The organism is Sporofaciens musculi (assembly GCF_009830285.1).
Taxonomy (GTDB): Bacteria; Bacillota; Clostridia; order Lachnospirales; family Lachnospiraceae; genus Sporofaciens; species Sporofaciens musculi.
On sequence record NZ_WUQX01000001.1, the window covers coordinates 1,400,808 to 1,418,440 of the forward strand.

The window sequence follows — 17,633 nt, forward strand, 5'->3', positions numbered from 1 at the left end:
ATCATGAAGATAATGATGATCGGATCAGATGCAGGGGCTTATGGTTCAGCTCTTTCAATGTGTCATTTAATGAAAAATTTTAATAAACGAGGAGTTGATTTTGTTGGAATTTTGCCATCGTCTATTCTGCGGGCCGATATATGGAATGAATTTGGTGTAAAAATCAGGTTTGTAAATTTTTATAAATGGATATATATTCCCAAAGGTACTGTATATAATTGGGCTAAATGGATATATAAAATAATTTTGAATATAAATGCAGAGATAAAAGTATACAAGATTATGAAAGAAGAAAATCCAGATATTATTCATATTAATACTGCTGCAATCGGAACAGGGGCAATAGCGGCGTGTCTATCAAGAAAAAAGTTGGTTTGGCATTTCAGAGAGTTTGTAGAGGAAGATTTAGGCGCAAGATTTCACGGAAAATTTTTTTCTAAGTGTTTATTTAGGAAAGCGGATGCAAGAATTGCAGTATCAAACTCTGTTCGGAAGCACTATCAGATGATGATACGTAGGGAATGTAAATGTATTTACAATGGAGTTAATATTAATAAATTTTATTATAAACATGTCCTGTTTCATAATGAGGAAATCGTTGTTACTGTTCCTGGAAGGCTGCTGAAAAGCAAGGGACAGTATGAAGTTATACAGACATTTATAGAACTGGATGATATGCTCGGCAATTATAAAATGTACATTCTTGGAGATGGTGAAGAAGAATACACAAAATTGCTAACCGAGTTGATTGAAAAATATCATATGAATGACAAGGTTATTATGATGGGATATGTAAGCAATATTCATTCTTATTATCGGATATCAGACATAGTCATTATAAATTCTGCTAAAGAGGCATTTGGCAGAACAACTGTGGAAGCAATGCTCTCTGGGTGTGTAGTTGTTGGTAATGATACTGGCGGTACAAGTGAGCTTTTAAATAATGGGAATGGTTTTCTGTTTGATCATAAATCTTTAACATTGAAAGATGTACTATTGCAAATTATCTGTGATAAGAATAGTGCAATGATTACGGCACAGAGAGGCCAAAAATATGCAAAAGAAATGTTTACTGACGAAAAAAATGCCAGTGAGATTATAGCGCTGTATAAGGAGATATTGAATGGGTAAATATTTGCATGCCTTTGTGATATTGAATTATAACATAATAAATGAAACAATAGATTGTATAGAGTCTATAATTAAGCATATTAAAAACCAAAACTATTATATTATCGTTGTGGATAATGGTTCTTCAAAAGCCATATATGATGAATTATACGATTATATTCATTCATTAAGACTGGATAAACTTATACTATTAAAAAACAGCGATAATCTGGGCTTTGCTTGTGGAAATAATGTGGGTTTTAAATATGCAAAATACGAGTTAAATGCGGATTTTATATTGCAGATTAATAATGATACAATTATAGCGCAAGCAGATATGTTAGATATTCTTGAAGATGAATTTGAAAGAACCTGTTCATTTGTAATAGGCCCAGACATTTATGCTGTTAAACAGAAGCTTCACCAGAATCCGCAGCCGACAATTACTTATAATTTAAAATATATTGGGAAAAATATTTTAAATTCACTATGCCATATTGTTGCATTGAATTTGAAAATCGAAGATTTAATAAAGAATCCAATTGTTAAGCGTAGTAAGAATGTTTTTGACTATACAATAGAACAAGATAACGTGACGTTACATGGCTCAGCATTATACTTTACACCTTTGTATTTAGCGGCATATGATGGTATGTTTGATAAGACTTTTCTTTATCGAGAAGAAAATATATTGTTCTATTTATTGAGAGCTGACGAACACAAAATGAGATATTGCCCTAAACTTAGAATTACTCATTTGGAGGATGTTTCTACTGACAGCTCATTTGATAGTAATAGAAAGAGACGTATATTTTATTACAAGAATTTATTAAAGAGTGATTTGCAGTTGTTGAAACTGATCATGAAAAGAGGATAATTACGTGTTATATATAATAGCTTTGTTTATTGGATTTATTTCAATAATATTACCGAGAAACAAAAAACAGACAGGAATCCTTCTTTTGTTTATTTGGGCTTTATTTGCCTTAAATACATATAATCCTGACATGGCAAATTATTCATACACTTATAGAACGCTTGCGTATACCTCAGGAAATGATAATGAGTTTGGCTTTGTCTTATTGATGAAAATAGCAGATATTTTGGGGGGAAGCTATAGAGCTTTTTTGATGTTCTTTGCTTTTATTTATGTTTTTATACTCTATAATGCAGCTATAAGATTTACTAAAAATGTAAACTGGTTTTTAATATTGTTTATTTTGATGCCGTTATGGCTTGATGTCACACAGTTAAGGAGTGGATTGTCCACTGTTATCATATTTTATGGATGTTCTTTCTTATTTGATATGGAGTTATCAAATAAGAAGAGTTTTATCATATATTTATGTGTGTGGGCAATAGCTGTTTTGATTCATCAGTCGGCTTTTGCATATATCGTGTTTATACTTGCAAGATTGTTTGATTGGAAAAAGTGCTTACTCACAGTGTCAGCAGGAACGATTATGATGTTGTTTCTTACATCTTCCTATTTTTCAAAAATTTTTAATCTTTTACAGTCAATTTTTGCATCAGATCGTTTTTCTATGTGGGTTACCAGAGAGGTACAAGAATATACGAGAACTCTGGTATTTCTGATGGCATGTATATGCATTTGCTGTATCTTTATTTTTATAAAGGTTGGGAAAAAGTATAGAAGTCTATCAGACGTATCGGCTCTTACAGATATAATGGGAAAATGTGTTCTGCTTACAATGATGGTTCTTCCTATGATGCTTAGAAAACTTGAATGGCAGCGTATGTTTAGAATAGATTTTATCTTCCTAGCTGTCATAATATCTATTCTTGGACAGACCAGGAGAAGAAACGGAGTATGTCTTATGTTGTCTCTTGCCCTCTATACATTTATATTTATATATACTGCATATGGAAATACATCTTCTGATGTTGTATATTTTGATTCTGTTTTCCGATGTGTCTTTGAGGATAATCTTCTAACGGATTGGATTAGATAGTGTGCTATGAGTAATAGTAAAGTTTCTTTAAAAAAAGCAGTATTGATTAATTCTAGTGGGAAATATATTAGAATATTGTTGGCTATCGTTGTTAATGCGATTTTATCTCGCATATTATCTCCGGAAGAATTTGGAATAATAGCTATAATTACAGTATTTTCTACTTTTTTTAATACGTTATCTGATATGGGGTTTGGCGCTGCCATTATTCAGAAAAAAGATTTGACACAGTATGATATTAATCACATATATTCGTTTACTGTTTATATATCAGTTATATTAATGATGATATTTCAGGTATTGTCGATTCCGATCTCTTTTTTCTATAATGACAGTGTATACATTAGGTTGGGATTTTTACTGAGCTTATCATTGTTATTTAATACAATGAATATGGTTCCCAATGGTATGCTTAATAGGGAGAAGCAATTTATTAAACTTGCTTATAGGACAATTCTATCTTATCTTATTCCATCCATAATTGCCATTCTGGCTGCCATCATAGGGTTGAGTTTTTATTCACTCGTTCTGCAATCAATTTTGTCGTCGTTTATCTTATTTATATGGAATAGAGTGGATTATAAATTAAAGTTTGTAATTAGAATTGATTTATTTTCAATTAAAAAAGTGATGAATTACTCAAGCTACCAGTTTGCATTTAATGTTATTAACTATTTTTCCAGAAATCTTGATAATCTATTAACTGGCAAACTTCTAGGAAATGCAGAACTGGGATATTATAATAAAGCATATACGTTAATGCTATATCCAGTCAACAATCTGACAGGCGTGGTGTCGCCGGTGCTGCATCCGGTTTTGGCTGACTATCAGAGTCAATATGAGCTTATATATAAAAAATATATGAAAGTAGTATGTTTTCTGTCAGCGCTGGCCTGCTTTGTTACAGTGTTTTGTTGGTTTAATTCTTATGAACTTGTTGTTCTTATGTATGGGAGTAACTGGGCAGAGTCTGTTATTTGCTTTGAGATATTATCATTTGCAATTTTTCCGCAAATGCTGAATTCCAGCGCCGGTGCTATTTTCCAGGTTCTTGGTAAGACGAAATTATTGTTTATAAACGGATGTATTAATACTGCTATAACAGTAATCGCTATTATTATGGGGATATGCTTAGGCGGAAGTATTCAGTGTTTATCACTTGGAGTAGCGATTGCCTATATACTGCAATTTTTCTGCTGCTATGTGATGCTCATACATGCAGGATTTGGCTTTTCATTTTTCGATTTCTTAAAAGCAGTACTGCCTGATATGGTTCATATGGTCGTTTTGTTTACAGCAGCATATTTTTGGCCTTTTGAAATCAGAAATACACTTATGGCGGCAGGATGTAAGACAATCTACTTAATTGCTGTGTATGCTCTATTATTGGTGGTCAGTAAGCGGTATAAATTATTATTAGATTTATTTTAATGGACGGAGTCCACTTACCCAACATCTGACAGAAATAAAAGAAAAGGAACTAAATGAATGGATATAAGTTTAATTAAAACATTATACTTTAACTTTTACTATCTTAGATTTAAAGATGCTTTTAAGTTCCCATTTCGTGTTTATAAAGGCGTAAAAATTGGCTGTATGGGAAGTCGTGACTGCATTACAATTCTTGATAAAAATTTACATATACATTTAGGCTCTGGTCAGTCTTTTGGTTTGGGAAACTCCACGACATTTTGGAGAGTGTCCAATAATGCTCATATTGTTATAGGGGGGTAATTATTGGAAAAGGCTCTCAAGTTGTTGTTGACGGGGAATTGGTTATTGGAAGGAATTTTTATTGCAATGCTAATTGTATTATAAATTCTGGTAAAAGTATTCGCATTGGCGATGATGCTTTATTAGGATGGGATGTTACGCTTATAGATGGGGACGGACATCGCATGATCAAACAAACTAGTGAGAGAGAAGATATTTTTGCTCCAATAGAAATAGGAAATCATGTGTGGATTGCAGCCAAAAGCAGTATCTTGAAAGGCAGTTATATTGATGACGATAGCGTAATTGCTTATGGAGGTTTGGTATCAAAGAAATTTAATGAAAATAATATTTTGATTGGCGGGAATAATCAGGTATTAAAAAAAGGAATAGAATGGACAAAATAGAAATAAATAAAAAGTGATAGAAATATGCCATAAAATGTATTATGATATTCTAAGTTACAAGAAAGGAAGGCATAATCTATGACAAATAAAGAAAGACGGGACAGAGAACTCCCCTATATCACCGACGAAGATGTTTTCGAGGAGCAAAAAAAGGCCAGAAGGCTGACTCAGGCGCTAAATACGGCTGACCGGTCGGATTTTGACGCAATCGGTAAGATTGTAAAGGAGCTGCTTGGCAAATCCGACGGCGCGTTTATCAATCCGCCCTTTTATTGCGACTATGGCTTTAACATAGAAGTAGGAAAGAATTTCTTTGCAAACTACAACTGCATGATTCTGGATGTGGCAAAGGTTGTAATCGGAGATAACTGCCAGATGGCGCCCAATGTGGCAATCTATACGGCAGGCCATCCGGTACATCCGGATACCCGCAACACGGCATATGAATACGGAATTAAAGTGACAATCGGTGATAATGTCTGGATTGGCGGCAATACCGTTATCTGTCCGGGCGTACATATCGGCAGCAATACAGTAATCGGCGCGGGAAGCGTGGTCACGAAGGATATTCCCGACTGGGTGATTGCGGCGGGGAATCCGTGTAAGGTCATAAGAGAGATTACGGATGCAGACCGGAAATTCTACTTTAGAGATCGGGAATTTGACGAGGAAGCGTGGGCACATGTGTTAGAGCTTCAGAAATAAAAAAGCCCTGCCTTACAGGATAGAGGGGAAGGTGGAGGACGATGGAATCAATCGAATTAACGCCTACAGACCGCCAGCTTTTATTGTATGACATTTTCAAAGGAAGCCGCCAGGTAGAGCTTGCAGATATCACATCGCGTCTGCCTATTGGCAGAAAAATGATACAGCGGGATATGAAAACACTGAGGGATGCAGGACTTTTGGAGGCTTCTTATTCCGCCAAAGAAAAGGCTTATATAGTAAAGCGTGTAGAGCCACGGTCGCTGCCAGAGAGCGCTGCTGGGCATAAAGGCAGGAAATATTTACATTTGTCAAAATTAAATCGAATTGCCAGATTGATGAACGAGCTTTACACCGACCGAAGCTCTAATTATTGGGATGACGGGGACGCCTATTACTCATGCAAAGACTGTTATTACGAGCTTTTTCCCAATGCCAATGAACGAATGCGGCAGAGGGATTTTGCACAGTTAAACCGTATCGGTTATTTCGTACATTATGATAATTTTTTCAGGCGGTACAAAATGTGGGAGAACACGAATTTGCGAGAAGATTTTGGCGTTTACTTGGAAAATGGGAAATTGATGCGTAATATGGATTGGAGATATAATTGTTTTTAATTGTGGGTGTCGTTATATCGTCCTGGTAATGGTGTAAGGCAGGGGCGCGATGCGGCTGCAAAAATCAGAGGCTTGAGTATAACAGAGCTGGAAAGGGAATGACAGCCCATGAAGATTAAAATTTATCGTGGTACTCATCAGATTGGAGGATGTGCTACAGAAATAAGCACAGAGAAGCACCGGGTTATTATTGATTTCGGAGCAAAGCTTTCAGACAGTGAGTCGGGCAAGGGTCTGACGGACGAACAGCTTGTGGAAAAGGTTTTTCAAAATGGCAAGCCGTGTGAAGCTGTATTGTTTAGTCATTACCACGGCGATCACATTGGTCTGTATCGGAAAATTCCGGAAGGGATTCCCCTTTATCTGGGAAAGACAGCAAAGAAAATCATGGAGCAGATTACCGAAAGACTGGATAAGCTGCCTGATGTGACGGAGAAGGGACTGCCGCGCGTGCAGGCAGTCAAGCCCTATTATCCAGCTAAACCACTTCTTTTTGGCGATATCAGAATAACGCCCTATGCAGAGGCTTTTGGAGAGACGGAAACCTTTGCCATGTACCGTGATAAGCTCAAGATGTTACAGGATGGGGAAGTATTTCAAATGTAGAAGAACCGTAAGTATTAAAATATAGGGATAGGGCGAAAGGTGGTATTATGGGGAAATCATTGGAAGAAAGACTGATTACTTTTACCGTGGAATTTACGAAAACAGTTATATGTAATTATAACATAGAAATACGCCACTCGGAAGGTTTGGTTATGCATTATGGAAAGAAAGCACTTTCCATGGCAGAAATAGCGAAAAAATTAATCAATTCTGGCTGGTCAATGGAAATGTGTGTGAGACACTACTTAAGAAATCTAAAGGAAGATCAGAGATTGGATGTGAGTGAATGTAGCGCTACTTCTGGTACGAGAGGATGTGTAGCATGGACTACGGGAGTCGCTGGCATGTATGATGATGAGACGGATTCCATAAATGCATGTATGGATAAAATTGCAGGTAAATATAAATTATGCTGTGAACCAAGTCCAAGTGGGTGTGGCTTCTGTATTTATAACAGCTACTTAAATACCGACAGGGTTATATCCATTTTGCAAAATTATCAGGTATGTGATGCCGCCCAATGTCCGATTGTCGTTGTCGGACCGGATGGAACAAAAAAATCAATGCTTCGTATATATGCTTATGGCGGTTGTATTGGTCGAATTGCGACAAGAAAAAACGACTGCAACCGGTTATCGAATGATCGAGGTTATGCCAGGTATTTGCGTAACTTATCAGAGGATAGAGACGGAGTCTATTTGAAGCATATGGAGTATACGTATGCAGAAGAATTTGAAAAAACAAAAGGGGATAACTTCTGTGAAAAATTGAGCAATAAACTACAAGAAATACAGGATGGCCAGGATGGCTGGCTGCTTTTTGATATCAGTCCATTGTATGTGGAATTGATTGTAAAGGCTGCTGAAAAGAGGTTCACGAAGGGAAGCGGAGATTTAGGAGAAATGGCGATTCGGACAGCCATTGCAAGGCAGCATATGAAAAAGGATGCGTCATCCCTCTGGTGTGTTATTGATATGGAGTATGCAGTTTCAAGAAGAATCAGTCCGTTAAAAAGGCAATTTAAGCCGGATATTGTGGTTTATGACAAAGATAATGGTTTTGGCTTGATTGAGCTGAAATATGCCAATGACAGTAAAGAAAATTGTGTAAAGCATTATGAAGATTTCCAGGCAGTTATTCAGGATGCTGCGGCCTGCGGCCAAATTGTAAAAGAATTGAAACGAAGAAGCTGGTATTTATGGGAATATGGCTTAATCAGTGATACACATTATAAACACATGATGAATTCTGAAAACCCAAGGCTTTGGCAGGGATTTCTGTTTGTGGGAGGAGGGCGTAATGAAGTAATGAACACCATTGAGAACATTAAGAATGAATTTATTATCAGTGAAAATTGCCGTTTTGCCTACTTCCCTTATGATGACACAGACAGCAAGAATTGCATAGGCAATATCAAATTAGATTATGCATCCATGAAGGAATAAGAACAATTTCTAAAATAATCGTGGCTAAACATTATAGACGAGAGGAATGCTGACAATCGGCAGTTCCTCTTTTTTCTAAATATGGACGACATTATATTGTCCGTTTATGGCGAAATGTTTTGATATACTATCATCATAAGAACAATATAAAACAAATTTATAATTTAGAAAGGGGAAAAAGATGTTTGGTGCAATTTTGGGAGATATTATTGGAAGTCCTTTTGAATTTGACAGAGGGGATAAGACGAAGGTATTTAAACTGTTTACTGAGGGCTGTGGATTTACAGACGATACGGTCATGACAGTGGCAGTTGGGGAGGCTTTGCTCAAGGCAGGAGAAGACGCTGACGCAGGAATGATAAAAGCTGAGGTCAGTCTGAAAATGCAGGAGTGGGGAAGACGGTATCCCAACGCAGGATATGGGGAGCGATTCAGGGATTGGCTCTATGAAGAAGAACCAAAGCCATATGGAAGTTATGGAAATGGTTCTGCAATGCGGGTATCGGCGGCAGGATGGCTGTATTCCTCATTGGAACAGACTAGAGAGGTGGCGGCGGCTACGGCAGGCGTGACGCATAACCATTCGGAAGGGATTAAGGGGGCGGCCGCCGTGGCAAGCTGTATTTATCTTGCCCGAAACGGCTTGGGAAAGGCAGAAATTAAAGATTATGTAAAGAGAGAATTTTCTTATGATTTAGACCGGACATTAGCGCAGATTAGACCCTCATACTGCCATGTGGAATGTTGTCAGGAAACTGTGCCGGAAGCCATTATCGCTTTTTTAGAGGCATATGATTTTGAGGACGCTGTAAGAAATGCCGTATCTCTCGGCGGTGATACGGATACTCTGGCAGCGATTACGGGAAGCATTGCGGAAGCCTTTTTTGGCATATCGGAAGGGTTGAAAGAAGAATGTAGGGACAGAATTGACGACAATTTGGAGAAAATCTTGAAAATATTTGATGACAGAATCAGCAAGCAAAAAGATTTCCTGTTTCGGATTTCCAAGTATGAAGGCGGTTATAGACTTGAGAGGAATCAGAATACAGTCACAATCTGTGAGCAGCAAGGCAGGCTTGGGCTTAAGATTTTACTGAGAAGACTAGAGTATCAGTTGGGTATTCGACTTTCATTTGAGGAAGTCAAGACAATTATTGACAGGGACGGCTTCTATATGCAGACTGTTTGAGCGTGGATTTGTAAATTGGGTATGGAGATAAAAGGCGGCGTCTGACCGCCGCCTTGTACGGGGGTGATTTTAATATCTAAGTTTGATATTAGACAGGGAGACATCAGCGTCATACCCCTTGGTCTGCAGCATATATTCCATCCCGTTTTTTGCCAGGTCAATATGATTCTGGGGTGCCACCATAATCTCCTCGATTGGCAGATTTCGCTCACTCAAGGGAATCTCAATATAGGGAAGCATGAAACCGTCTTTGGGGCGGAAATACACGGTGGTATCCTTCTGCTTTTTGAAAATAAACCGATACTCCTGTTCTTGCGCAAAGCCCTCATGCTTAAAGAACATGGCATAAACCTCTGCTGTTTTCTGGAATTTTCGGCAGGCTTTTAAGTAATTGCTGTCCCTGGGGTCGCGGCTTCCGGCATCCAGAATCGCGTCCAGCGGCATGTGCAGCAGATGGGGAAGGGAAGCGCAGATAATCCTGCGAATCAACTGCTTCTGCTGCCTTGTATCGTAAACCACTAGTCCGTGATACGCAATCTCGGCAGCTTCTTCGATTCGCGCAATAATCTCGTTGCTTCGGAAGCCGATATTGTAGCCGGTCTTATTGCCGAATTCGGACCACATGGTAATGCTGTCCCTGCATTTTGAAAATGAAAGGACAAAATATTCTCTGTTCTTTTCTCTTACTGCATATATGGAATCTTTCAAAAATTGTTCTCTTAAGGCCGGATTTTTGATATTCTCACGACATACATCCTCTATAATTCCCTGAATATGGGAAAATTCATTGGGGTCGTTTAAAAAATCACTCTTAGTCGCCCAGAAACAGTTATAGTTAATAATGCCGTTGATGCCGTTACTTTTGGTATAGTGGTATAGGATACTGCCGTTCTCGGCATGCTCTAGCTTCACCTGTCTGCCGGACATGCGTGTCACTCCCTTCTGTTGATCTGCAAACATACGTGGCGTCTCTTATATTTTGATTATACAGAAAAAAGCTTATGTTTACAATAAACTTAACGGGAATTTCCTCTGCCTTTATATTTTGTCGGGCAGAGTCCGTTGGCCCGAAGAGCATGAAATACGGTGTACCCTTTGAGCGGGGTTTATTGAAAAGGGGGTTGACAAGGAGACGAGAAAGATACATAATATAAATATTACATGTGTAAGATATATAACACAGGCAAATTAATGGCCTAAAGGTGATTCAGACAGCAGGAGAATAGAATGAAGAAAAGAACAAGTATTATAGCCGCAGGAGTATTCCTTCTGATAGCAGGGATGTTGGCGTGGAGTCTGAAGCCGGCGCATGACAATGAAAGAAATAATTCTGATGGTGACGGCGGTAGTATTGAAAGCATTGCTGATGGGGAAGCTTCAGAAAACCAGACGGAAAAAGAGGCTTATGAGCTTAAAATAATAGAAATGGACGAGCAGGAAAAGGAAGAAACCCTTAAGAAGCTATTTTCATTTATGGAGAGCTGCAAAAATATTTACGAAAGCACCATTAAGGAAGGCAATACGGATGAGGACGCCCTCCATGGAATGATTGAGATTGGGGCTAAGAAGGGTCTCTCCGTAGCTTGCGGAAACCGAGACTATAACTTGTCTAACTATGAGCAGGTGGACGCTGCTTTGAGGGATGCCCTGTCAGGTAAGGAGGCAGAGGCGGAGATTTACCAGGTAAATACGGTAGGAGTATTTCGGTATTACCATCTTGCTTTTAATAAGAAAAATGAGCTTTTTGTAACGTCTGCCAGCGCCGTGTTCACAGAGGAAATGAAGCCTGCTCTTTCGCAGTTGGAGAAGATTTTGGCGTACCAATGGGAGTACACGCCTAAGGGGTGGCTAATCTGGGAAAAGGCGCTGTCCAGAAATCAAGAGATGGACATGCATATTTTCTGTCGGGTTCTGCCCCTTGATGAGCAATGCAGGAGGATTACACAGGAGTATGTCGTTCCTGTCAGCTATTTCTGTAATAACCTGTTTCTGACAGATTGGGATATGTCGAGCTTGGAGAAGCTTGAATTCAATGATTTGTTTGAGTTTCTATACGCAGAGGAATACGGAAAACGTCTGGAAAATGAGGCTTATGGGGACGGGATTCCCAAACAGGAGTTTGAGTCTGTAATTGGGCAGTATTTTGATATCTCGGTTGACGATATAGAACAATATGGCAGATATGACAGCGCAAAGGGAAGTTATCCCTTTCATGCGATTGGGATTAGGAACAGAGTGCAGCAGCTGCAGCCCTCCTTTCCGGAGGTGGTCCGATGTACAGAGAATGAGGACGGGACGGTAACGGCCTATGTGGAGGCGGTATCCATTGAGGAGGGGATGGACTGTTATTACGCCCATGAGGTGACGCTTGGCAGGAGGGAGGACGGCCGGTATGTCTATGTGGGAAATCGGGTGGACAGGGAACGCTCATACTGTATTCCGGCGTATCGGGCGAGGAGAGAGTTTGAAGGTGCAAAGTGAACAAGGGAGGAAATTATTTGAAGATACACAGAAAAGGATTGGTGATTGCAGCGGCAGTATTGTTTTTTTGCGGTTTGTGTGCCGTAAGATTTACATTTGCCGGAAAATATATTATGATACCTTACTGGACGAAGTCCACCAGCCCGAAGGGCATGCATTACGGTGTGCCCTTGGGTATACCTTACTGGACGAAGTCCACCAGCCCGAAGGGTATGCACAATTCTGTGAAGGCTGTGGCAGAGACTATGAGTCTGCTTGATGGAAAGCTTAAGGAGATTGTGAAAGAGGCGGCAGAAAAAAAGCTGGAGATTGGGATTGTGGAGAATCGGGAAGGTGAATTCGTGTTTACATTTTCCATTGATGATTTTATTGGCAGGTACAACAGCATTTACCAGGCAGACAGAGGGAATACCTATCTTGCCCCCTCCTGGGAGTGGCGGGCCTACAATTATGACAGGGCAATCCATTCGGACTATGGGTGCAGTTATTATAATTACAGTAAGGACGAGTCGATTCTGCCCTTTCCCACCATCTCTGTGTATACGCCGGCGGGCAGCGACAATGTACATGAGATTACGCTGAATTTTGATGACCATAGTTACACAGAGCCGTTGTTTAAGGCGTATGAGGACATGTGCTTCTACACCTTGAAGACCCTGCTTTACGACATGGAGGATGAGGAGATTGTGACGTTATATGCGACTCTGAATGATTTGGCGTACGAGCATCTTACTTCGGTAAACTATACGTCAGAGTCTGTACCCTATGCTGTGTATTGTCGGGGAAATGTGGCTTTGTATCCTTATTTTTCCATTGGGGAGAGTCTGCGTCTGTGTATCATTCCGGCGGCGCAGCAGTATATTGAGGAAATGGAGAGCAGAGGGGCTAAAATAATTATACCCAAGGGTACACCGTAATACATGCCCTTCGGGCTGGTGGACTTCATCCAGTAAGGTATACTTTAATTTAGAGGAAAGGAATTATCGATATGGAATGGGCTGACGGAAAGACAAGGTGTCAATGGGCGAATCCTAAGAACGAGAGGTATATCAGGTATCACGATGAGGAGTGGGGCGTTCCAGTGTATGACGACCATAAACTGTTTGAAATGCTGGTCTTAGAGTCATTTCAGGCAGGGCTTAGCTGGGAGTGTGTGCTGAATAAGCAGGAGAGCTTTAGAGAGGCGTTCGACGGCTTTGATTTGGAAAAGGTATGTACATATGACCAGGAGAAAATGGAGGAACTGGGGGGGAATCCTGACATTATCCGTAATAAGCGGAAGATTGAAAGCACTGTGACAAATGCAAGAGTATTTCGCAGTATTCAGGAGGAGTTCGGGAGTTTCTCTGATTATATCTGGGGATTTACGGATGGGAAGGTGGTCTATGAGAAGGGCTTGGCTCATTCTGCTCTATCGGACGCAATATCAAAAGACCTGAAAAAGCGGGGCATGAAGTTTGTGGGGACTACGATTATCTATGCCTATTTGCAGGCGATTGGGGTGATCTATTCCCATGAGGAGGGGTGCTTTCTTGAGCATTGCCGAAGGAGAGAGGGGTAATAAAATTTTGATAAAGGCTGTGGGAAAATGCATGTGTTTATATCATTTCCCAACAGCTTTTTTTGTTAAGAAATTTTTAAAAAAGTAAGATTTAAAGAGGCTCTTGAAAACAGGGGGTAAAGTACTTCAAACCCTCTGTTTTCAAGGCTTTCAAGAGATTTGAACAGGTATAGAATATTCCATAAAAATACGGATAAATACGAACCGTTAGTGACACGTTAGCGACAAATTTTTATCCGCTCAATCTGTTCTCTCAGTGCGTCTAATTCCCGATGCCGGTATACCTTATTGGTAACATCCAAAAAGGCGTGGCCGAGCAAGGTCTTCTTGTCGTTCTCATTTACACCGTACTTGTCACATAGCATGGAAAAGGTGTGGCGGCAGTCATGGGGAGTATGTTTCCTAATACCCAGGGATTTTAATGTCTCATACATGTCTGTGCGGAAATTCTGGACTCCTTTAGACAGATAAACCTCCTGTCGGGCTAATCTTCTTTTCACGAGAGGCAAGATAGCACTGTGGATCGGGACAATCCGGTCCTTCCCCGCCGCAGTCTTTACCCCGCCCTGGAAGTATTCCTCTCCGAGATCCGTTTTCATATCCAGGTATGCGGAGATCCGGAAGCCAGAATAGCACATGATGAGGAGCATTTCCACGGTTTCGTTGTCTTGGTGGTTCCACAGAGTTTCCAGGTCGGAGCCGGAGAAGGGTTCGCCATGTTCGTCATCATCGGATTTATTAATCTTTACAAATTTGGAGTAATCCTTGTCCGCCAGGTCATTGGCTTCGGCGTAGGCATACATCTGGTGAAAGAGGACGATGATTAGTTCCAGAGAGGAATGCTTCTTTGGGCAGCTATCCACGACTTCCTGCAGGTCGCTGGCAGTGAGAGAACGAAAGGCTTTGCTGTGGATTGATTTACAATTCTTATATGCAGCGCGCATACTATATTCCATTGTAATCTTCTTGTCTTCATGGTTATAGGGCTTATGGAACTTCCAAAGGTAATATTCCTGATAAATATCTTCAAACGTCTTCTGGTCGGCAACTTCGCGCTGGCTCTGATTGAACTTTGACAGAATACCGATAATCTGGTGTTTCAGTTCTTCGGAATCAGAGGACAGCTCCTTCTCACGGCCTTCGTAGTATTCCCCGTTCCGGTACCATGTGAGGACGGTGAAACCTTTATACCAGTCGTCTACATAACAGATAGCCTTTTGAGCTACGGGGATGCCGTTTAAATCGAATTCTTTGGTGGGAGGGTAAACTCCATAGGGGTTGGTGCGGTTTTTGCCTGAGAGGCGTTTAATGCTGCCGTAGCCGTTGGGGAGCTTGGGGTATTTCTTGCGTTTTGCCATGGTATCATCCTCCTTGAAAATGGGTATAAAAAATAACCCTCGTAAATTGTGGAGGATTATGGTATAATCTACTTGCTTAGGGCAGATGTATACCGTAAACCTCTGGTTTGCGAGTTGCATCTATGTGAAACCGTCTCTGTTGGCTCAGGGGCGGTTTTTGCTATAATAGGTCAGAAATCCTGATAGTCAGACCATTGAAAATGTAAACAGGTATTTCATCATCGAAAGAAAATAAGTTTGAATCTTCTTCGCCTTCAAAAACATAAGTCTGGACAGCTTTTTTCATTGGATTAATGATCCAGTATTCCCGGACTCCTGCAGTACGGTATTTGAATAACTTAACAGAATAATCCATCCGAGTGCTGCTAGGTGAAACGATTTCAATAATCCAATCTGGCGCACCCTTGCATCCTTGGTCTGACAGCTTATCTTTGTCACAGATGACAGAAATGTCCGGCTCTACCCAAACCTTATCGTCGGCATTCAGGTTGACGGCAAATGGGGCAGGATAAACTTCACAAGTTCCTTTGTTGGAATCAATGAATGAACCTATGGTTTGTGTTAATCGACTGACTAACCTTTGGTGTATCCGGTTCGGCGGAGCCATGGCGTATAATTTCCCGTCGATCAGCTCCGCGCGCTGTCCTTCTGGGAGGTTCCAGTAGTCTTCTGATGTGTAAATGCGTTCTTGTGGTACTTGCATTTTGTCACGTCCTTTCCTAAGGTTGATTATTACTAAGAGAGAATTATATAAACGCCGGATCGGTTATATTTTAAGGTTTTAATCCCAGTCAATAGCGTCATGAGGTATAGTTCCGTGTTCAGCTATACTTTTATTCGCTCTTTCAATAGCTTCTATTTCGTCAGGGAGTGGGGCTTCTTCAGGAACAAATCTTACTAATACCTTGAAAATCGTGTCCATATCTCTATCATCAATAAGATCTATTAATCCCTTTACCATTTCTTTACTCATCTTTTCATCTCCTATAATCTTTTATATGCTTGCCCTCTTGGTAAAACGTCTTTTATGGTTATTATTTCATTCTGAACAGAAAATAAAACCCTTAGATCACCTACACGTAAGCGATAATCGTTTGTCAAACTTTGAAGCTTAATGACATCGCCTGAGGGAAGCTTTTCAATTGCTTTTTTGACTCTTAATTTTGTTGGCTTATCCATTTTGTTAATGTGTTTTGCGGCTTCTTTTTCATATTCTATGCGCATTATTTTGTTTGTCACCTCTTTATTGGTTATTCCCCATACTTTCCAACCACTTTCCCCATACAAACAATATTATCATATTCAGAAATCGTGATGTTATCCACTTCCGGGTTCCGTGAAATGAGTTCCGTTTCTCCATATTCTTTAATATAAGCGTTATTGTTTATGATGAAGATACCTACGTCCCCATGGTTTAATTCTACCTTCTGGGAGACAAGGACGATATCGCCGTCATAGTAGTCCGGTTCCATGGAGTTCCCAGATACCTTGATCGCATAGTCTACTTTGCGGTTTTCTGGTGTATCTGGTATCGGCAACTGGTCAACGCCCTCACTGCCAAGGATGAAGACTCCCGTCCCAGCAGACGCGCTGTGGTGGTACTCTATGAGCCGTGCATTATTCTCCAGACGGGGCTGGATGTCTATGACGGTGGCTTGGGAGGTTTCCAGTTCTTTTATACGGTCTTTCTGTTTCTCTAACTGTTCAGCTATGGAATATTCATTTTCTAATACTGCGTTAATTGTTTTTGCACCATTAGGAAAATGTTTAGCTATGTAGCGGTATTTCTTAATTATGTTTTCAAATTCATCTGGTGTTGCTTCATTTTTGTATAACTCTTTTATTTCATCTTGTAAAAGGTAATTAGCATCACAATGTAAAATTTCAAATAAATCATATAAAATTGTAGCCCTTGGAGAATTTACATCCGTTTCCCAACTACCAACTGCGCTCTGGCTTACTCCAAGTGTTTTCGCAAGCTGTGGTTGAGTAATTCCAAGTGCTTCTCTTTTTTCTTTGAGTCTAGTTCCGAAACTCATATATTTCCACCTCCTAATATGGAAATATTACTATGAAAAAATGGTAAAGTCAATAAAAAAATCAGATAAACTGATAAAAAGTATTGACAAACCAGTTTAACAGGTTTATTGTATAAATGTACCAGTTAAACGGGTAGTAGAAAGGAGGAAACCAGATTGACTATTGCAGAAGCTAATAATCCTTTGACGAAAGGACTAAGGATAATCATTGCAGAAAAAGGTTTTAAAAATCTTTATGTTGCGGAAAAAGTGAGCGTTATTTATACCGGCGATGTATTGAAGCCGGCGATCTTTGAAAACTGAATATTGGTGATTGGGATTTGTATAAAATGTCGAATCATATCTATGATTGTTTGAAATAGATGGTAAAATTTTATTGCGAAGCTGCTGTATATCAAGATAAGATAAAGTAGATGGCGGCCGATT

20 protein-coding genes are annotated in these 17,633 nt (G+C 39.8%); 14 read left to right on the forward strand and 6 right to left on the reverse strand.

What is annotated here, in order from left to right:
- Nucleotides 1-3: 3 nt before the first annotated feature.
- From GN277_RS06900 to GN277_RS06945, 10 genes are all read left to right on the forward strand, one after another.
- Complete coding sequence (locus tag GN277_RS06900; RefSeq protein ID WP_159750426.1) at nucleotides 4-1,131, forward strand: glycosyltransferase family 4 protein; 1,128 nt, start codon at nucleotides 4-6, stop codon at nucleotides 1,129-1,131.
- On the forward strand, nucleotides 1,124-1,987 hold the full coding sequence (locus GN277_RS06905; RefSeq protein ID WP_159750427.1) for a glycosyltransferase family 2 protein: 864 nt from the start codon (nucleotides 1,124-1,126) through the stop codon (nucleotides 1,985-1,987). Before GN277_RS06900 ends, GN277_RS06905 begins: the two co-directional genes overlap by 8 nt.
- A 4-nt stretch (nucleotides 1,988-1,991) precedes the next feature.
- Nucleotides 1,992-3,083: an EpsG family protein gene (locus tag GN277_RS06910; protein WP_159750428.1), complete on the forward strand. Its 1,092-nt coding sequence runs from the start codon at nucleotides 1,992-1,994 to the stop codon at nucleotides 3,081-3,083.
- A 6-nt stretch (nucleotides 3,084-3,089) separates the two neighbouring features.
- The gene (locus tag GN277_RS06915; protein ID WP_159750429.1) at nucleotides 3,090-4,514 is read left to right on the forward strand and encodes a lipopolysaccharide biosynthesis protein; all 1,425 of its coding nucleotides are present in this window, start codon (nucleotides 3,090-3,092) and stop codon (nucleotides 4,512-4,514) included.
- Between the two features lie 341 nt (nucleotides 4,515-4,855).
- Complete coding sequence (locus GN277_RS06920) at nucleotides 4,856-5,203, forward strand: acyltransferase (RefSeq protein WP_159750430.1); 348 nt, start codon at nucleotides 4,856-4,858, stop codon at nucleotides 5,201-5,203.
- 78 nt (nucleotides 5,204-5,281) lie between these two features.
- On the forward strand, nucleotides 5,282-5,908 hold the full coding sequence (locus tag GN277_RS06925) for a sugar O-acetyltransferase (protein ID WP_159750431.1): 627 nt from the start codon (nucleotides 5,282-5,284) through the stop codon (nucleotides 5,906-5,908).
- Between the two features lie 41 nt (nucleotides 5,909-5,949).
- Entirely contained in the window at nucleotides 5,950-6,528 is a 579-nt protein-coding gene (locus GN277_RS06930) for a hypothetical protein (RefSeq protein WP_159750432.1), read from the forward strand.
- A gap of 108 nt (nucleotides 6,529-6,636) precedes the next feature.
- Nucleotides 6,637-7,134 (forward strand): MBL fold metallo-hydrolase, encoded by a 498-nt coding sequence (locus tag GN277_RS06935; protein ID WP_159750433.1) that lies wholly within the window; start codon nucleotides 6,637-6,639, stop codon nucleotides 7,132-7,134.
- Nucleotides 7,135-7,181: 47 nt separating this feature from the next.
- The gene (locus GN277_RS06940; protein ID WP_159750434.1) at nucleotides 7,182-8,579 is read left to right on the forward strand and encodes a hypothetical protein; all 1,398 of its coding nucleotides are present in this window, start codon (nucleotides 7,182-7,184) and stop codon (nucleotides 8,577-8,579) included.
- A 181-nt stretch (nucleotides 8,580-8,760) separates the two neighbouring features.
- Nucleotides 8,761-9,768, forward strand: a complete 1,008-nt coding sequence (locus tag GN277_RS06945) for an ADP-ribosylglycohydrolase family protein (protein WP_159750435.1) — start codon at nucleotides 8,761-8,763, stop codon at nucleotides 9,766-9,768.
- 69 nt (nucleotides 9,769-9,837) lie between these two features.
- Here GN277_RS06945 and GN277_RS06950 read toward each other — a convergent pair whose 3' ends face one another.
- Entirely contained in the window at nucleotides 9,838-10,728 is an 891-nt protein-coding gene (locus GN277_RS06950; RefSeq protein WP_159750436.1) for a DUF2971 domain-containing protein, read from the reverse strand.
- Nucleotides 10,729-10,995: 267 nt separating this feature from the next.
- Between GN277_RS06950 and GN277_RS06955 the strand changes: the two genes are divergently transcribed.
- The 3 genes from GN277_RS06955 to GN277_RS06965 all read left to right on the forward strand — a co-directional run bounded on the left by GN277_RS06955 (nucleotide 10,996) and on the right by GN277_RS06965 (nucleotide 13,810).
- Nucleotides 10,996-12,249: a DUF6070 family protein gene (locus tag GN277_RS06955; RefSeq protein WP_159750437.1), complete on the forward strand. Its 1,254-nt coding sequence runs from the start codon at nucleotides 10,996-10,998 to the stop codon at nucleotides 12,247-12,249.
- Between the two features lie 17 nt (nucleotides 12,250-12,266).
- Nucleotides 12,267-13,166 (forward strand): hypothetical protein, encoded by a 900-nt coding sequence (locus GN277_RS06960; protein ID WP_159750438.1) that lies wholly within the window; start codon nucleotides 12,267-12,269, stop codon nucleotides 13,164-13,166.
- 71 nt (nucleotides 13,167-13,237) lie between these two features.
- A complete protein-coding gene (locus tag GN277_RS06965; RefSeq protein ID WP_159750439.1) occupies nucleotides 13,238-13,810 on the forward strand; it encodes a DNA-3-methyladenine glycosylase I in 573 nt (190 codons plus the stop codon).
- Between the two features lie 218 nt (nucleotides 13,811-14,028).
- Here GN277_RS06965 and GN277_RS06970 read toward each other — a convergent pair whose 3' ends face one another.
- The 5 genes from GN277_RS06970 to GN277_RS06990 form a co-directional block, all read right to left on the reverse strand.
- Nucleotides 14,029-15,168: a tyrosine-type recombinase/integrase gene (locus GN277_RS06970; RefSeq protein WP_159750440.1), complete on the reverse strand. Its 1,140-nt coding sequence runs from the start codon at nucleotides 15,166-15,168 to the stop codon at nucleotides 14,029-14,031.
- A 160-nt stretch (nucleotides 15,169-15,328) separates the two neighbouring features.
- Nucleotides 15,329-15,871, reverse strand: coding sequence for a Uma2 family endonuclease (locus GN277_RS06975; protein ID WP_159750441.1), 543 nt, complete (start codon nucleotides 15,869-15,871; stop codon nucleotides 15,329-15,331).
- Between the two features lie 78 nt (nucleotides 15,872-15,949).
- On the reverse strand, nucleotides 15,950-16,141 hold the full coding sequence (locus GN277_RS06980; protein ID WP_159750442.1) for a hypothetical protein: 192 nt from the start codon (nucleotides 16,139-16,141) through the stop codon (nucleotides 15,950-15,952).
- A gap of 11 nt (nucleotides 16,142-16,152) precedes the next feature.
- Entirely contained in the window at nucleotides 16,153-16,392 is a 240-nt protein-coding gene (locus GN277_RS06985) for a type II toxin-antitoxin system RelE family toxin (RefSeq protein WP_159750443.1), read from the reverse strand.
- A gap of 26 nt (nucleotides 16,393-16,418) precedes the next feature.
- The gene (locus GN277_RS06990; RefSeq protein WP_159750444.1) at nucleotides 16,419-17,207 is read right to left on the reverse strand and encodes an XRE family transcriptional regulator; all 789 of its coding nucleotides are present in this window, start codon (nucleotides 17,205-17,207) and stop codon (nucleotides 16,419-16,421) included.
- Between the two features lie 156 nt (nucleotides 17,208-17,363).
- On the opposite strand from GN277_RS06990, the gene GN277_RS06995 reads away from it, so the two are divergent.
- Complete coding sequence (locus GN277_RS06995) at nucleotides 17,364-17,510, forward strand: hypothetical protein (protein WP_159750445.1); 147 nt, start codon at nucleotides 17,364-17,366, stop codon at nucleotides 17,508-17,510.
- The last annotated feature ends 123 nt before the right edge of the window (nucleotides 17,511-17,633 follow it).

Bases quoted from the DNA above. Each gene is read 5' to 3' on its own strand.
- GN277_RS06925 (WP_159750431.1), top strand. From the start codon at position 5,282: ATGACAAATAAAGAAAGACGGGACAGAGAACTCCCCTATATCACCGAC.
- GN277_RS06950 (WP_159750436.1), bottom strand. From the start codon at position 10,728: ATGTTTGCAGATCAACAGAAGGGAGTGACACGCATGTCCGGCAGACAG.
- GN277_RS06980 (WP_159750442.1), bottom strand. From the start codon at position 16,141: ATGAGTAAAGAAATGGTAAAGGGATTAATAGATCTTATTGATGATAGA.
- GN277_RS06900 (WP_159750426.1), top strand. From the start codon at position 4: ATGAAGATAATGATGATCGGATCAGATGCAGGGGCTTATGGTTCAGCT.
- GN277_RS06955 (WP_159750437.1), top strand. From the start codon at position 10,996: ATGAAGAAAAGAACAAGTATTATAGCCGCAGGAGTATTCCTTCTGATA.
- GN277_RS06985 (WP_159750443.1), bottom strand. From the start codon at position 16,392: ATGCGCATAGAATATGAAAAAGAAGCCGCAAAACACATTAACAAAATG.
- GN277_RS06975 (WP_159750441.1), bottom strand. From the start codon at position 15,871: ATGCAAGTACCACAAGAACGCATTTACACATCAGAAGACTACTGGAAC.
- GN277_RS06940 (WP_159750434.1), top strand. From the start codon at position 7,182: ATGGGGAAATCATTGGAAGAAAGACTGATTACTTTTACCGTGGAATTT.
- GN277_RS06970 (WP_159750440.1), bottom strand. From the start codon at position 15,168: ATGGCAAAACGCAAGAAATACCCCAAGCTCCCCAACGGCTACGGCAGC.
- GN277_RS06915 (WP_159750429.1), top strand. From the start codon at position 3,090: ATGAGTAATAGTAAAGTTTCTTTAAAAAAAGCAGTATTGATTAATTCT.
- GN277_RS06905 (WP_159750427.1), top strand. From the start codon at position 1,124: ATGGGTAAATATTTGCATGCCTTTGTGATATTGAATTATAACATAATA.
- GN277_RS06965 (WP_159750439.1), top strand. From the start codon at position 13,238: ATGGAATGGGCTGACGGAAAGACAAGGTGTCAATGGGCGAATCCTAAG.
- GN277_RS06930 (WP_159750432.1), top strand. From the start codon at position 5,950: ATGGAATCAATCGAATTAACGCCTACAGACCGCCAGCTTTTATTGTAT.
- GN277_RS06935 (WP_159750433.1), top strand. From the start codon at position 6,637: ATGAAGATTAAAATTTATCGTGGTACTCATCAGATTGGAGGATGTGCT.
- GN277_RS06945 (WP_159750435.1), top strand. From the start codon at position 8,761: ATGTTTGGTGCAATTTTGGGAGATATTATTGGAAGTCCTTTTGAATTT.
- GN277_RS06990 (WP_159750444.1), bottom strand. From the start codon at position 17,207: ATGAGTTTCGGAACTAGACTCAAAGAAAAAAGAGAAGCACTTGGAATT.